A 13,268-nucleotide genomic window follows, 5' to 3' on the forward strand; every position below is an offset into this window, starting at 1 on the left:
AGCAGGATTCCGGCCTGATTTTTTTAAATAGGTGAGACTCCTCAGCCGGGTCCCTGTGCTCCCTTCCCGGCGGAATTTTCCCGCTTCCTTCATCTGGAAGCCCTCTATATTCACTTTTCACAGAAATTTTGCTTCCTTCGCCTGGAAGCCGGCTGCTTTCACTCGCGGCCAAAAATTTTGCCGGGTTCCTGCACTTGGAACCGCTTTTGGAGGCCGGCTTTATCATGATTTCCAGAAATCATCAAAAATCGTAATCGGCATATGGCGTTTATGCTGCCCTTTTAAATACCACGATTCAATCTTCGCTTTTGCTTCCGGCGAAACTTTTTTTCCTTCCAAATAATCGTCGATATCGTTGTATGACACACCAAGTGCAGCCTCATCGGAAAGCTGCGGGCGCTCGTCTTCGAGGTCGGCAGTCGGCGTCTTCATATAAAGGCGTTCCGGGCAGCCGAGTTCTTTTAACAGCATTTTCCCCTGGCGCTTATTCAGCCTGAAAATCGGCACAAGATCTGAACCGCCGTCACCGTATTTCGTGAAAAATCCGGTTACATTTTCCGCAGAATGGTCCGTCCCAAGCACAACGCAATTTTCCATCGCGGCAATGCTGTACTGGACTTTCATTCTTTCACGCGCTTTTTCATTTCCTTTTGCATAGTCGGAAAGGACGATGCCCGCTTTTGCCAGGGAAGCTTCACTTGCATCGACAGCCGGTTTAATATTAACGGTAATGTCCTTGTCCGGCTGAATAAACTGGACGGCCAATTCAACATCGTCCGCATCTTTCTGTTCGCCGTATGGCAGCCGCACCGCAATAAATTTATATTCCTGGTTGCCGATTTCTTCTTTCATTTCATTGATGGCGATCTGCGCGAGCTTCCCTGTCAAAGTGGAATCCTGGCCGCCCGATAAACCAAGCACGAATCCTTTCAGGAACGGGTATTTTTTTAAATAGCTTTTCAAAAAATCAACACTTTTACGGATTTCTTCTTTCGGGTCAATGACCGGTTTTACTTTCATTTCTTCCACAATTCTTTTTTGCATTGCGTCCATTTTTTATCCTCCTTATCCGCATCTACTGTCTTATTGCCACAAAACAGATGGGAAAAACCGCCATCATCATTTAATCTTCTTCAAACCGCATCACTTTTTGCCGCACTTCTTCTATATTGCGCATTTTGTTGTCCCAGCATTTCTGGCTCAAATCGACCGGGTATTCTTCTGGATTGAGAATGCGTTTATATTCGTCCCACAACAGGTCCAAATTATCTCTCGCATATTGTTTGATCGCATCCAGCGGCGGAAGTTCGTATACGAGCCGCCCCTTTTCATAGATGGTTTCATGGATATTGATGGCTTCAAAGTTTGTGACATATTTGCTGATAAAGGTATGGACAGGATGAAACATCTTCAGCCGCTTTTCCGCTGCCGGATTTTCGTCCTGCATGGCAATATAGTCGCCCTCCAGCTTGTTTGTCCGTTTGTTTAAAATGCGGAATACTTTTTTCAGCCCCGGTGTTGTCACTTTTTCGGCATTGCTTGAAATTTTAATCGTATCCTGCATTTCCCCGTTCCCGTCTTCGATGGATACCATTTTATATACCGCACCGAGCGCCGGCTGGTCAAATGCGGTAATCAGTTTCGTCCCGACGCCCCATGCATCAATCTTCGCGCCCTGGGCTTTTAAATGGAAAATCGTATATTCATCCAAATCACTGGATGCAAAAATTTTCGCATCCGTAAACCCCGCTTCGTCGAGCATTTCCCGCGCCTTTTTCGATAAAAAAGCCATGTCGCCGCTGTCCAGGCGGATACCGAGAAAATTGATTTTATCGCCAAATTCTTTTGCCACTTTGATGGCGTTCGGTACGCCCGAACCCAGTGTATCATATGTATCGACAAGAAAAATGCAGTTCTTATACGTTTCCGCGTATTTTTTAAAAGCGGTGTAGTCATCCCGGTATGCCTGCACCATCGCATGGGCGTGCGTGCCGCTCGTCGGCATGCCGAACACTTTCCCGGCCCGGACATTACTTGTTCCGTCAAATCCGCCAATGTAGGCCGCCCGCGTTCCCCACACGGAAGCATCCAATTCATGGGCGCGCCGTGAACCGAATTCGAACAAGGCAGCATCATCGCCGGCCACCGACCGGATTCTCGCAGCCTTTGTCGCAATCAGCGTCTGGTAATTGATGATATTTAAAATGGCGGTTTCGATGATTTGCGCTTCAGCCAGAGACGTTTCTACCTGGATCAGCGGTTCGTTGCCAAAAACGAGCTCCCCTTCGCGGACGGAGCGCAATGTTCCGGTGAAGCGCATTTCCGACAAGTACCGCAAAAAATCCTCGCTGTAATGGCCGGTGCTGCGCAAATAGGCGATATCTTCTTCAGTGAAGTGAAAGTGGTTCAAATAATCCACAATTCGCTCAAGCCCCGCAAAGATGGCGTAGCCGTTCCCGAACGGTATTTTTCTGAAAAATGCTTCGAACACCGCCTTCCGGTTGTGGATGCCGTCTTTCCAATAGGCCTGCGCCATGTTGATTTGGTATAAATCTGTGTGAAGCGCTAAACTGTCATCTTTATAACGCATGCTTTCGAATCACTCCTACCTAATGGGTTTACCGCACTTCCGCTCCGAGCGAACCTTTAAAATGGCTTAATGCCCATTTGTGCCCGTCCGGATTAAAACTTGCCACCGCGTTTTCGTGGACCACCAGCTTGAACCCTTTATTGTAAGCATCCACTGCCGTATGCAGGACGCAAATGTCAGTGCACACCCCGCATAAATGGATTTCTTCTATCCCCCGATCCCGCAGCCTGAGCTCCAGATCCGTCCCGCAAAAAGCGCTGTAACGGGTTTTATCGATGACATGCACATTTTTCTTTCCTTTCCACGCTGTAAAAAGCGGCTGCAGTTTCCCGTACAGCTCGCGGCCGGGCGTGCCATTGAGATTATGGGGAGGGAACAATTTCGTTTCCGGATGATAAGGATCGTCTTGCTCATGGCAGTCGATCGCGAAGACCACATAATCGCCGTTTTCAAGAAATGACTTCGTAAGCGCCACAATGTTTTCTTCAATCTGCTGCCCCGGTTTGCCGCATGTCAACCGGCCGCCGTCAGCTACAAAGTCATTTGTATAATCAATATTGATTAACGCTTTTCGGGCACCCATTGCATCGCATCCTCCGTTCATTTTAAATTATCCTTATTGTACACGAAAGATGGCTTCCGGCAAAATGTTTCATGCCGGAAGTTTATGGACAACCATTACACAGGCTGGACGATGCCGATGCCGGGCTGGTCAGAGAGCAGGACGTCCTCGCCGTCATAGGTTAAATGATCCGGTTCTTCGGACAACCAAAGCGGCGCGTCCAGATCCATATAGGCCACATTCGGATGGGCGGCCGCAAAGTGGGCAGCTGCCGCCACAGAAAGAGAAGGCTCCATCATGCTGCCGACCATGCATTTCACGCCGTTTGCTTCTGCAATGTCCGCGATTTTCCACGCTTCAGAAATCCCGCCGCATTTCATCAGTTTAATATTAATCAGGTCGGCAAATCGGCCCGCGATCAATTTCAGCGCGTCTTTTGCCGAAAACAGGCTTTCATCTGCCATGACCGGCAGCTTTGTTCTTTCCGTTACAAACTTTAACCCTTCCCAGTCATCGGCACGTACCGGCTGTTCGACAAACTCAATTCCGAAATCCTTTTTTTCCAACTCTTGTAAAATTTGCACCGCTTGCTTCGGTTCCCACGCCTGATTGGCATCAAGGCGCAGTTTGACATCAGGCGGAACAGCACGCCGGACCGCTTCAATCCGTTCGAGATCGATTTCCGGATATGTGCCGACCTTGATTTTCAACAGATGAAACCCGGCTTCCACGCTTTTTTCCGCATCCCACGCCATTTTTTCGGGCGTATCCACCCCGATTGTCATGGAAGTCCGGAGATTTTTCTGCCCGCCAAGATAGGCATACAGCGGAATGTTCAACCATTTGCTGTATGCATCGTAAAGTGCAATGTCGGCAGCAGCTTTTGCGCTTGTGTTGCCCGTACAGCACCGCTGCACTTTTTTCAGGGCGCCCTGGAAATCACGCAAGTCATGCCCGGACAGTGCCTCTTTGACAGGCCCTGCCGCAACAGACATGATGCTTTCGGTTGAATCGCCTGTAATGACAACGGTTGGCGCAGCTGCCCCTGTGCCCTTTATGCCATTGTCCAGTGTGATTTCCACTTCAATGCTGTCAATTTCATTGGCTTGCCGCAATGCTGTTTTAAACGGAACGAGCAGCGGAATGTTCCGGTAATGCACTTGCACATCATTTATGATCATGGCAGCTTCTTCCCTTCATCCTGGCATCGAATGCCATTTTATGCTGGTTTTATTATATCATTAATAACGGGCCGATGATTTAACCCCCGCATCATTTTTGCCTGTATTTTTTATGTGAACTTTTCCCTGGTTGCCCGCGTCTATTTAAACGTGTTTATGGAGAGAAGGAACAATACATCCAAAAATAGAAACGGGATGGTGTCAGACCGGAATGAAGATCAGTAAAGAAAGAAAGGCTTTATGGCTGGCCGTATGGATGCTGGCCGTCTATCTTGCGCCAATGTTTATACTTGGCGGCAATATGCATATCCGAGTCCACGACAACCTGGATTCGAATATCGCCTGGTACCGGGTGCTCGACCGCAGCGGGGAGCTGTTCGGCCCTCTGAATGCGACGATTCCACAAATGATGAACGGGCTGCCGCGAAATGCGTTCGGGACAGAATTCAGCGGAATCCAGTGGCTTTACGCCCTGTTCCCTTCGGTTGTGGCTTATACATTCAGCCAGACGATTACAAGGGTCTTCGCTTTTTTAGGAATGTACCTGTTGCTAAAACGGCATTTTGTTCAAGAGCAGGACGGGTACTTTATCAGGGTATGGGTTTCTCTCGCCTTTGCGATAACCCCGTTTTGGCCGTCCGGCATGTTAAGCACATTGGGGATGCCGCTTGCGCTTTGGGCTTTTTTAAATATCCGGAACCGGCAGGCCACATGGAAAGAGTGGCTGGCGCTGACCCTTTTGCCTTTTTATTCCAGCTTTGTGCTCGGGTTCTTCTTTTTTCTGGCGGCGATGGGGCTTTTGTGGATACGGGATATGTTTGTGAAACGGGAGCGCAACTGGAAGTTCTTTTTTGCAATCGGCTGGATGCTGGTGCTGTATTTAGGGATTGAATACCGGCTTGTGTATTCCCTTGTCTTTTCCCATGAGCCGACAAGCCGGAATGATTTTGTCAGCTCAAAACTCGGCTTTTGGCACACGCTCCGGCTTGCGTTAAAAAATTATGTGTTCGGGCATACACATGATATGACCGTGCACACATTTGTCATTCTGCCGTTCTCTTTTATCGCCATGTGGCTGATTTATAAAACAAAAGCATGGAGAAAGGAAAAACGGTATGTGCAGCTTTTTATTCTGAATGCCGTTTTATCGCTCTGGTATGCTTTCTGGTTCAACAAGGCATGGGAACCGTTAAAAGAAAAGATCAGCCTGCTGAATACGTTTAACTTTGCACGGTTTCATTTTTTGCGGCCGCTTATCATTTATACGATGTTTGCGGCGGGGGCATGGTTTCTTTGGAAACGCGGCAGAAAGTGGAAGGCATTCGTAAAAATTTGCCTCATAGCCCAGGTGGTTGTCCTGTTTGCGTTTAACCCTGAAATTTATTACCGTTTTGCCGGGAAACCTTCGTTCAACCAGTTTTACGCGACGGGCCAGTTTCACGCAATCGGCCGCTACATCGGAAAACCGAAAAGCGCTTACCGTGTTGCCAGCATCGGGATCTATCCGGCCATTGCCCAGTACAACGGTTTCTACACCTTAGATTCATACAATAATTATTATCCGTTGTCTTATAAAAGGAAATTCCGGAAAATCATTGCCGGGGAACTGGATAAAAGCCCACAATTAAAAACGTATTTTGACCAATGGGGAAACCGCTGTTATATTTTTGTCAGCGAACTGGGCAAGCATTATGAGTTCCGGAAAAACAGCGGCATCAAAATCCATCATCTTGACATCGACACAAAAGCATTTAAAGCGCTTGGCGGGCGGTATATTTTCTCGGCTGTCCCGATCCAAAACGCAGAAGAAGAGCATTTGCGGTTTTTAAAAACTTTCCGAAATGCCGACTCGGCGTGGACCATTTATTTATACGAAGCAAAATAAGCATCATGCTGGTAAAGGAGATGCTGTAGAATGAGTCAATATCCGAAATTAACGATTGTTGTTCCTTGTTATAATGAAGAAGCCGTATTGCATGAAACGATGAAGCAGCTGTCCGGGGTGCTCGAATCCCTGATCCAGTCCAAACTGATTGCAAAAGACAGCACGCTCTTGTTTGTCGATGACGGGAGCCGTGACAAAACCTGGCAGATCATTGAATCCGCTTCGGCCCGACATCCGTTTGTAAAAGGCATCAAACTGTCGCGCAATGCCGGGCACCAGAATGCGCTGCTTGCAGGGCTAACGGTCGCCAGTGAGCATTCCGACTGCGTCATCTCCATTGATGCCGATTTGCAGGATGATATCCGGGCGATCCGGGCATTTATGGAAAAATACTGGCAAGGCTATGATATTGTATACGGCGTCCGCGACAGCCGGGAAACGGACACTTGGTTCAAACGGACAAGTGCGGAAGGGTTCTACTGGCTGATGGGCAAAATGGGGATTCAGCTGGTACCGAACCATGCTGATTTCCGGCTGATGAGCAAGAGGGCATTGGAGGAACTTTTAAAATATAAAGAAGCGAATCTGTTTTTGCGCGGGATTATCCCTTTGCTCGGGTTTCCTTCCGCAAAAGTGTATTACGACCGGAAAGAGCGGATGGCCGGGGAATCAAAATATCCGTTAAAGAAAATGCTCGCTTTTGCCCTGGATGGCATTACGTCTTTCAGCATAACCCCGGTCCGTTTTGTGACGGCCCTCGGGTTTATCACGTTTATTTTAAGTGCTTTTGTCGGCCTTTATGCCCTTATAGAGGAACTTGCCGGCCATACCGTCTCCGGCTGGGCTTCCCTGATCATCTCGATCTGGCTCCTTGGCGGCCTGGAGTTGATGGCGGTAGGGCTGATCGGGGAATACATCGGCAAAATTTTTAAAGAAGTCAAAAGGCGCCCGCGCTATACTATTGAAACGAATTTATATAAAGACGGGAAATCTTCTTTCGCCTTAAGCCAAAACAGTGATACAATGAAAACTTGAAAACACAACTTACGAAAGGTTTGCTGGACCCATGCTCAAACAATATGCCGCTTTTCTTAAGTTTTGCATTGTCGGCGCCGGAAATACGCTTGTTGATTTTCTCGTATTTTTTCTGCTCACATCATTCCATGTGCCTTATCTTGTTGCACAGGCCTGCTCTTATACGGCCGGCATGGCAAACAGTTATTTGCTGAACCGGTTCTGGACGTTTCAAGTAAGAAAAAAAGCAACATGGGGCGAGGCTTCACGGTTTATTGCCGTCAATTTAATCGTCTATGCGCTGACTTCCCTTCTGCTTTTCCTCTTTCACCAGCAGTGGGGCTGGCCGCTTTTATATGCGAAGATCATCGCCACACTGGCAGGGATGGCCGTCAATTTTCTTGGCACAAGGCTCTGGGTATTCCGTGAACACGCGGAATAACCGGGCCGGCATGCCTAAGCCTTCGTTTTCCTGTAAACCCGCCCAGACCCTTCATTCCGCGGCCGCCACGCTCACGTTTGCCGCTTGCCTCTCCCCCCCATCATCACGGCTTACGGGTATGCCTCCATTTCGCAATCACTTTACACACGGTTTATACACTCCCTTCATTCCGCGATCACCACGCTTACATCTTATGCCGCTTTCTTTTCGGCTCTTGATAGGCCAACATCCTATCCGCATGCAAACATTCGCAAAAAGGGTATAAAAAAAGAGGCGCCCGGTCACTTCACGGGAGCCTCTTTGAAAACAGATGGTCTAAAACATGAACCGAAACATGGACATGGTACAAGGATTGAACGTCTGTAAAGGTTGTTATACCAGCATTTTCAGGCGCTTATTACATCATGCCGCCCATACCGCCCATGTCAGGTGCGCCGCCTGCAGGTGCCGGCGGTTCAGGTTTGTCGGCAACAACCGCTTCTGTTGTAAGCAGCATTGCAGCAACAGATGCAGCATTTTGAAGAGCGGAACGGGTTACTTTCGTCGGGTCCACGATACCCGCTTCAATCATGTTGACCCATTCGCCATTGGCTGCATTGTAACCAATGCCGACTTTTTCTTTTTTCAGGCGTTCCACAATGACCGAACCTTCAAGGCCGGCATTTTCCGCGATTTGGCGTACAGGTTCTTCCAAAGCGCGTGCAACGATATTGATGCCTGTTTTAACGTCGCCTTCTGCCTCAATGGAAGCGACTTTCTTGATGACATTGATAAGCGCCGTGCCACCACCTGCTACAATGCCTTCCTCAACAGCAGCACGCGTAGAGTTCAAAGCATCTTCAATACGCAGTTTGCGTTCTTTCAATTCGGTTTCTGTCGCAGCACCGACTTTGATGACTGCTACGCCGCCAGCCAGTTTTGCAAGGCGTTCTTGTAATTTTTCGCGGTCAAATTCGGAAGTTGTTTCTTCCAATTGCATGCGGATTTGGTTTACACGTGCAGAAATTGCAGCAGAGTCGCCTGCCCCTTCCACGATTGTCGTTGTTTCTTTTGTAACAACCACTTTTCCGGCACGGCCGAGCTGGTCAATTGTTGCAGATTTTAAATCAAGACCGAGTTCTTCTGTGATCACTTCGCCGCCTGTCAGGGTTGCAATATCTTCGAGCATCGCTTTGCGGCGGTCACCGAAGCCAGGCGCTTTCACCGCAACTGCATTGAATGTGCCACGCAGTTTGTTGACAACGAGTGTTGCAAGAGCTTCCCCTTCAACATCTTCCGCAATCAGCAACAGCGGTTTGCCTTGTTGGACAACTTGTTCGAGAACAGGGAGGATTTCCTGGATATTGGAAATCTTCTTGTCTGTAATTAAGATATAAGGGTTATCCAGAACAGCTTCCATTTTGTCGGAATCCGTTACCATGTAAGGCGATGCATAGCCACGGTCAAACTGCATCCCTTCCACAACGTCCAATTCCGTTGAGAAGCCTTTTGATTCTTCAATGGTAATGACGCCGTCGTTGCCCACGCGTTCCATTGCTTCAGCGATCAATTCGCCAACTTCTTCGTCAGCAGAGGAAATTGCAGCAACTTGGGCGATGGAAGCTTTGCCTTCGATTGGTTTCGAAATGGCTTTTAATTCTTCAACAGCAGCCGCAACCGCTTTTTCAATCCCTTTGCGGATGCCAACCGGGTTTGCGCCTGCTGTTACGTTTTTCAGGCCTTCACGGATCATTGCCTGGGCCAGAACGGTCGCAGTGGTTGTACCGTCACCAGCTACATCGTTCGTTTTGCTGGCCACTTCGGAGACAAGTTTGGCGCCCATGTTTTCAAACGCGTCTTCGAGTTCAATTTCTTTTGCGATCGTGACACCGTCATTTGTAATCAGCGGAGAACCGAATTTCTTTTCCAGAACGACGTTGCGTCCTTTCGGGCCCAATGTCACTTTTACAGCATCTGCCAGTTTATCCACACCACGAAGCATACCGCGGCGGGCTTCTTCGCCGAATTTAATTTCTTTTGCCATTTATAAAACCTCCTCATGTCATATCGTTATTTCTATGTTTCAACAAGCCAGGCTTATTCCACAACCGCCAGAATATCGCTTTCACGAAGGATTAAGTATTCTTTTCCGTCATATTTCACTTCAGTGCCGGCATATTTCGAGAAGATGATGCGGTCGCCTGCTGCTACATCGATGGCAACACGTTCACCGTTATCAAGGGTACGCCCGGAACCGACAGCCACTACTTTGCCTTCCTGCGGCTTTTCTTTTACCGTGTCAGGCAGGACAATACCGCTTGCTGTTTTTTCTTCCGATTCAACTAATTCAATGACAACGCGATCACCCAGTGGTTTTAACACGTGAAACAACCTCCTTAATTCGTATTATGTAAAATTTTGGCCAATATTAGCACTCACATAAGTTGAGTGCTAACACATTTATTATAATAAATAATTCCTTGCTTTTTTGCAAGTCTTCTCATCCAACTTTTTTTATTTTTTTCGGGTCCTGCACTCTTTAAAGAGCCCTGTCAAAGGATGCCGGTTGCGCGCCTCCGTTTCAGCCGCTTGCCCCTTTATAAGTATGCTCGATCACCATCCGGATATGCAACTGAAAAGACTGGCCCGGCGCACGGCATTTGAACCCCGCCCGGTTCAATAGTACAATGAACATATTGGACGAATTTGCGATCCTTTAAACTTTGAACTGGCAAGAAAGGAAAAGAGCGCGTGAAAAAAGAGTATGTGTATATTCTCGTGACGTACATCCTTATGCTGCTGTCCGGCGCCATCGGGTATCCGTTGCTCTACTATGCCGGGGTGAACGTTTTCCACGAACCGGCAGACAGCATGCGGACATTGACGCCCCCGCTTTGGACCGTCATCAGCTTTATCATCGGGCTGATCATCGTCCTGTATCTTTTAAGAAAAGCCGCAAAGAAAGAAACAGACCGGGCCGAACCGCTTCCGGCCGCGCCATCCGCCATATGGGCAATAAGCGGCGTCTTTCTTTGTTTCTTTGCCCAGACTGCAGCCGCTATCATTGAATCATTGTTCGGTGCCCCGGCTGCCTCCAACAATACGCAGCAAATCATGGCGCTGATTGAAAGATTTCCGCTTGTCATCCTCATCAGCTCGATCGCCGGGCCGATTCTCGAGGAAATCGTCTTTCGGAAAATCATTTTCGGCACGCTGCGCAGGCGCTTTTCTTTTCTTTTGTCCGGTATTGTCAGCTCGGTTATTTTTGGGCTCGCGCATACCGAACCGAGCCACTTGTTTTTATATTCCCTTTTAGGGCTGACGCTCGCTTATTTATATGAGAAAACAAACCGGATCACCGTTTCCATGTTTGCGCATGTTTCCATGAACACAATTGTGGTCGTTAGGCTGCTTTTGCACCCGTCCGTTCTGCAGACATCCGTACATGAAATTTACAGCTCAATTGGAGGACTTCTATGATGAGACCACTTTTTTCAGGAATTGTAAACTGCCTGCTCGGGGCCTTGTTCACTTATTTTGCCATTCAGCAGGTACAAGTGGGCGGCTGGGGCTTTTTTTCTTATTTACTGCTGTTGATTGCAACATTGGATCTGGGTTCCGGAATCAGGCTGATCTTTCTCCATTTCAAGCTGAAAAACTCAGTGAAAAAATAAAAGCCGTTTTTCCGGTTCCGTCCGGAAAACGGCTTTCTTATTCAGAAGGAATCGTCTGTTCATCCATTGGCATTTCTTTTGCCGCTTTTTGGGCATTGCGGTACGCCATTTTCGAAATCAGCGTGCTCGCTTCATACAGCAAAACGAGCGGGACAAAGGTAATCAGCTGCGAAAACACGTCCGGCGGGGTAATGATGCCGGCTGCTGCAATCAGAGCAAGATACGCATATTTTCTTGCCTTTTTCAACAGCCTCGGCGTAATGATGCCAAGCTGGGTCAGAAACAGGACCACGACCGGCATTTGGAACACAAAGCCAAACGGAAGCGTGATTTCCAGCAGAAACTGAATATATTCCCTGATCCCGATCACCGCACGAATGCCCATTTCATTTGACAAGCCCATCATAAACTTCACCATCAGCGGACAAAGCACGAAATAGGAAAAAGAAACGCCGGCTATAAAAAGCAGGATGGAAACAGGAATGTAACTTAATGTCAGTTTCTTTTCTTTCTCATACAGCCCCGGGCTTATAAACGCCCAAAGCTGGTACAAAATCACCGGCAGGGTCAACAGGCATGCGATCACAACCGAAACTTCCATAAAAACCTTAATGGGATCGGTTACCCTGAAGGCATTCATCGTGAACATGCCGGCATTTTCGGCGTGCTGCAAATAACGTATAACAGGCTTTGCGGTAAAAAAGCCAACAACCAGGGCGAACAGAAAGAAAATGAGAACGGTGATTAACCGCTTTCTCAATTCCTGGATATGTCCGGTAACCGGCATTTTTTTCGCATTCATCGCCGTTCTCCTTTAAGTGCCGGCGTGGAATCCGCCCTTTTCCCTTTGCACGCCAGAGCCAAACCCGGCCATTTCCATTTGCGCCTGCATTCCGTTTTCAAACGGGCCACCCCCTGTACCCATTATGATAACGGAAAAAAAGCTTTTTGGCTATGGCTTCGCAACCGGCTCTTTTGTTTCTTTCAAATTTTCTTCATCATTTGAATAATGTTTTAAAAAGTAGATCAGTGCCTGCAGTTCCACGGCCAGGTCAATATGATGGACACGGATATCCGGCGGCACGTTCAGCCGGGCAGGCGTAAAGTTTAAAACGCCTTTTACATTCGTACTGGCAAGCTCGTCTGTCACCGCCTGCGCACTGGAAGCGGGGACCGTTAGAATCACGACCGTTACATCTTCCGCGCAAAGCCGTTCTCTTAATTCGTCCATGCTGTAAACAGGCACATTGCCAACATGGCTCCCCACCTTCCCGGGGTCATTGTCAAATGCCATAACAATCCGCGCGCTGTTATTCTTCGAAAAATTGTAATTCAAAAGGGCTGTACCGAGGTTCCCCACGCCAATCAGCGCTACATTTGTGATCTCATCCTGGTTCAGCGTCTTGCCGAAGAAAGACAATAAATATTTTACATTATAACCATAACCTTTTTTCCCAAGTGCCCCGAAGTAGGAAAAATCCCTGCGTATCGTGGCGGAGTCGACTTTCACCGCTTCACTCAGTTCCGCCGATGATACCCTTTGCTTGCCGAGTGTATATAAATTTCTCAGGTACCGGTAATATAATGGAAGCCGTTTTGCGGTGGCTTGCGGTATTTTTACTGATTCATCCTTCATGTGAAATCCCCCAAGTTGAAAGCTTAAATTTTTCGTGCTGCTGGTTCCAATCGTGCGTCCATTCCGGAATGGCAGCGCTGCCATTCCTCATTATAATATTACTCCTATCTGAACAAAGAAAAAATATGTTTTAAAAAATGCCTGCATGCGTCTTTTTCTCTCTCCAACTATGTTAAATATATCACAAATGAGCATTTTTTTCATGGGTTTTTACGGATTTATGTGAAAAGTTTTTTGACAAATTTCGATCACGCCGGTTGAGTTGCAGTTCGCCTTCCTGTACACTTACAATGATATAGAGGTGA

Annotated in this window: 13 protein-coding genes; 5 read left to right on the forward strand and 8 right to left on the reverse strand. The window is 47.8% G+C overall.

What is annotated here, in order from left to right:
• Positions 1-222: 222 nt before the first annotated feature.
• From nadE to NSQ19_RS14125, 4 genes are all read right to left on the reverse strand, one after another.
• Complete coding sequence (nadE, locus tag NSQ19_RS14110) at positions 223-1,053, reverse strand: ammonia-dependent NAD(+) synthetase (protein ID WP_340703069.1); 831 nt, start codon at positions 1,051-1,053, stop codon at positions 223-225.
• Between the two features lie 70 nt (positions 1,054-1,123).
• Positions 1,124-2,590: a nicotinate phosphoribosyltransferase gene (locus NSQ19_RS14115; RefSeq protein ID WP_340703070.1), complete on the reverse strand. Its 1,467-nt coding sequence runs from the start codon at positions 2,588-2,590 to the stop codon at positions 1,124-1,126.
• 28 nt (positions 2,591-2,618) lie between these two features.
• Positions 2,619-3,173 carry a cysteine hydrolase family protein gene (locus NSQ19_RS14120; protein WP_340703071.1) on the reverse strand — a complete coding sequence of 185 codons (555 nt, stop codon included), beginning with the start codon at positions 3,171-3,173 and terminating at the stop codon, positions 2,619-2,621.
• Positions 3,174-3,268: 95 nt separating this feature from the next.
• On the reverse strand, positions 3,269-4,333 hold the full coding sequence (locus tag NSQ19_RS14125; protein WP_340703072.1) for a dipeptide epimerase: 1,065 nt from the start codon (positions 4,331-4,333) through the stop codon (positions 3,269-3,271).
• Between the two features lie 211 nt (positions 4,334-4,544).
• On the opposite strand from NSQ19_RS14125, the gene NSQ19_RS14130 reads away from it, so the two are divergent.
• From NSQ19_RS14130 to NSQ19_RS14140, 3 genes are read left to right on the forward strand one after another with little or no spacing between them, the layout of a single operon-like run.
• Complete coding sequence (locus tag NSQ19_RS14130; protein WP_340703073.1) at positions 4,545-6,218, forward strand: DUF6044 family protein; 1,674 nt, start codon at positions 4,545-4,547, stop codon at positions 6,216-6,218.
• A gap of 30 nt (positions 6,219-6,248) precedes the next feature.
• A complete protein-coding gene (locus tag NSQ19_RS14135; RefSeq protein WP_013860656.1) occupies positions 6,249-7,253 on the forward strand; it encodes a glycosyltransferase family 2 protein in 1,005 nt (334 codons plus the stop codon).
• A 31-nt stretch (positions 7,254-7,284) separates the two neighbouring features.
• Positions 7,285-7,674, forward strand: coding sequence for a GtrA family protein (locus NSQ19_RS14140; RefSeq protein ID WP_013860657.1), 390 nt, complete (start codon positions 7,285-7,287; stop codon positions 7,672-7,674).
• A 397-nt stretch (positions 7,675-8,071) separates the two neighbouring features.
• Here the strand turns inward: NSQ19_RS14140 and groL are convergent, their stop codons facing one another.
• Together groL and groES are read right to left on the reverse strand one after the other, a co-directional pair.
• Complete coding sequence (groL, locus tag NSQ19_RS14145) at positions 8,072-9,697, reverse strand: chaperonin GroEL (RefSeq protein WP_118498513.1); 1,626 nt, start codon at positions 9,695-9,697, stop codon at positions 8,072-8,074.
• A gap of 53 nt (positions 9,698-9,750) precedes the next feature.
• Entirely contained in the window at positions 9,751-10,035 is a 285-nt protein-coding gene (gene groES / locus NSQ19_RS14150; protein WP_340703074.1) for a co-chaperone GroES, read from the reverse strand.
• A gap of 369 nt (positions 10,036-10,404) precedes the next feature.
• On the opposite strand from groES, the gene NSQ19_RS14155 reads away from it, so the two are divergent.
• Positions 10,405-11,133: a CPBP family intramembrane glutamic endopeptidase gene (locus tag NSQ19_RS14155; RefSeq protein ID WP_029142761.1), complete on the forward strand. Its 729-nt coding sequence runs from the start codon at positions 10,405-10,407 to the stop codon at positions 11,131-11,133.
• Positions 11,130-11,327 carry a YdiK family protein gene (locus NSQ19_RS14160; RefSeq protein ID WP_013860661.1) on the forward strand — a complete coding sequence of 66 codons (198 nt, stop codon included), beginning with the start codon at positions 11,130-11,132 and terminating at the stop codon, positions 11,325-11,327. Before NSQ19_RS14155 ends, NSQ19_RS14160 begins: the two co-directional genes overlap by 4 nt.
• Before the next feature lie 37 nt (positions 11,328-11,364).
• Here the strand turns inward: NSQ19_RS14160 and tatC are convergent, their stop codons facing one another.
• On the reverse strand, positions 11,365-12,129 hold the full coding sequence (tatC, locus tag NSQ19_RS14165) for a twin-arginine translocase subunit TatC (protein WP_061567072.1): 765 nt from the start codon (positions 12,127-12,129) through the stop codon (positions 11,365-11,367).
• A 150-nt stretch (positions 12,130-12,279) separates the two neighbouring features.
• Complete coding sequence (locus NSQ19_RS14170) at positions 12,280-12,963, reverse strand: redox-sensing transcriptional repressor Rex (protein ID WP_019720794.1); 684 nt, start codon at positions 12,961-12,963, stop codon at positions 12,280-12,282.
• Positions 12,964-13,268 lie beyond the last annotated feature (305 nt).

Source organism: Weizmannia sp. FSL W8-1119 (assembly GCF_038008605.1).
In the GTDB taxonomy this organism is placed as follows: domain Bacteria; phylum Bacillota; class Bacilli; order Bacillales; family Bacillaceae_C; genus Weizmannia; species Weizmannia coagulans.

Bases quoted from the DNA above. Each gene is read 5' to 3' on its own strand.
- NSQ19_RS14160 (WP_013860661.1), top strand. From the start codon at position 11,130: ATGATGAGACCACTTTTTTCAGGAATTGTAAACTGCCTGCTCGGGGCC.
- NSQ19_RS14170 (WP_019720794.1), bottom strand. From the start codon at position 12,963: ATGAAGGATGAATCAGTAAAAATACCGCAAGCCACCGCAAAACGGCTT.
- NSQ19_RS14130 (WP_340703073.1), top strand. From the start codon at position 4,545: ATGAAGATCAGTAAAGAAAGAAAGGCTTTATGGCTGGCCGTATGGATG.
- nadE (WP_340703069.1), bottom strand. From the start codon at position 1,053: ATGGACGCAATGCAAAAAAGAATTGTGGAAGAAATGAAAGTAAAACCG.
- tatC (WP_061567072.1), bottom strand. From the start codon at position 12,129: ATGAATGCGAAAAAAATGCCGGTTACCGGACATATCCAGGAATTGAGA.
- NSQ19_RS14135 (WP_013860656.1), top strand. From the start codon at position 6,249: ATGAGTCAATATCCGAAATTAACGATTGTTGTTCCTTGTTATAATGAA.
- groL (WP_118498513.1), bottom strand. From the start codon at position 9,697: ATGGCAAAAGAAATTAAATTCGGCGAAGAAGCCCGCCGCGGTATGCTT.
- NSQ19_RS14120 (WP_340703071.1), bottom strand. From the start codon at position 3,173: ATGGGTGCCCGAAAAGCGTTAATCAATATTGATTATACAAATGACTTT.
- NSQ19_RS14140 (WP_013860657.1), top strand. From the start codon at position 7,285: ATGCTCAAACAATATGCCGCTTTTCTTAAGTTTTGCATTGTCGGCGCC.
- NSQ19_RS14125 (WP_340703072.1), bottom strand. From the start codon at position 4,333: ATGATCATAAATGATGTGCAAGTGCATTACCGGAACATTCCGCTGCTC.
- NSQ19_RS14115 (WP_340703070.1), bottom strand. From the start codon at position 2,590: ATGCGTTATAAAGATGACAGTTTAGCGCTTCACACAGATTTATACCAA.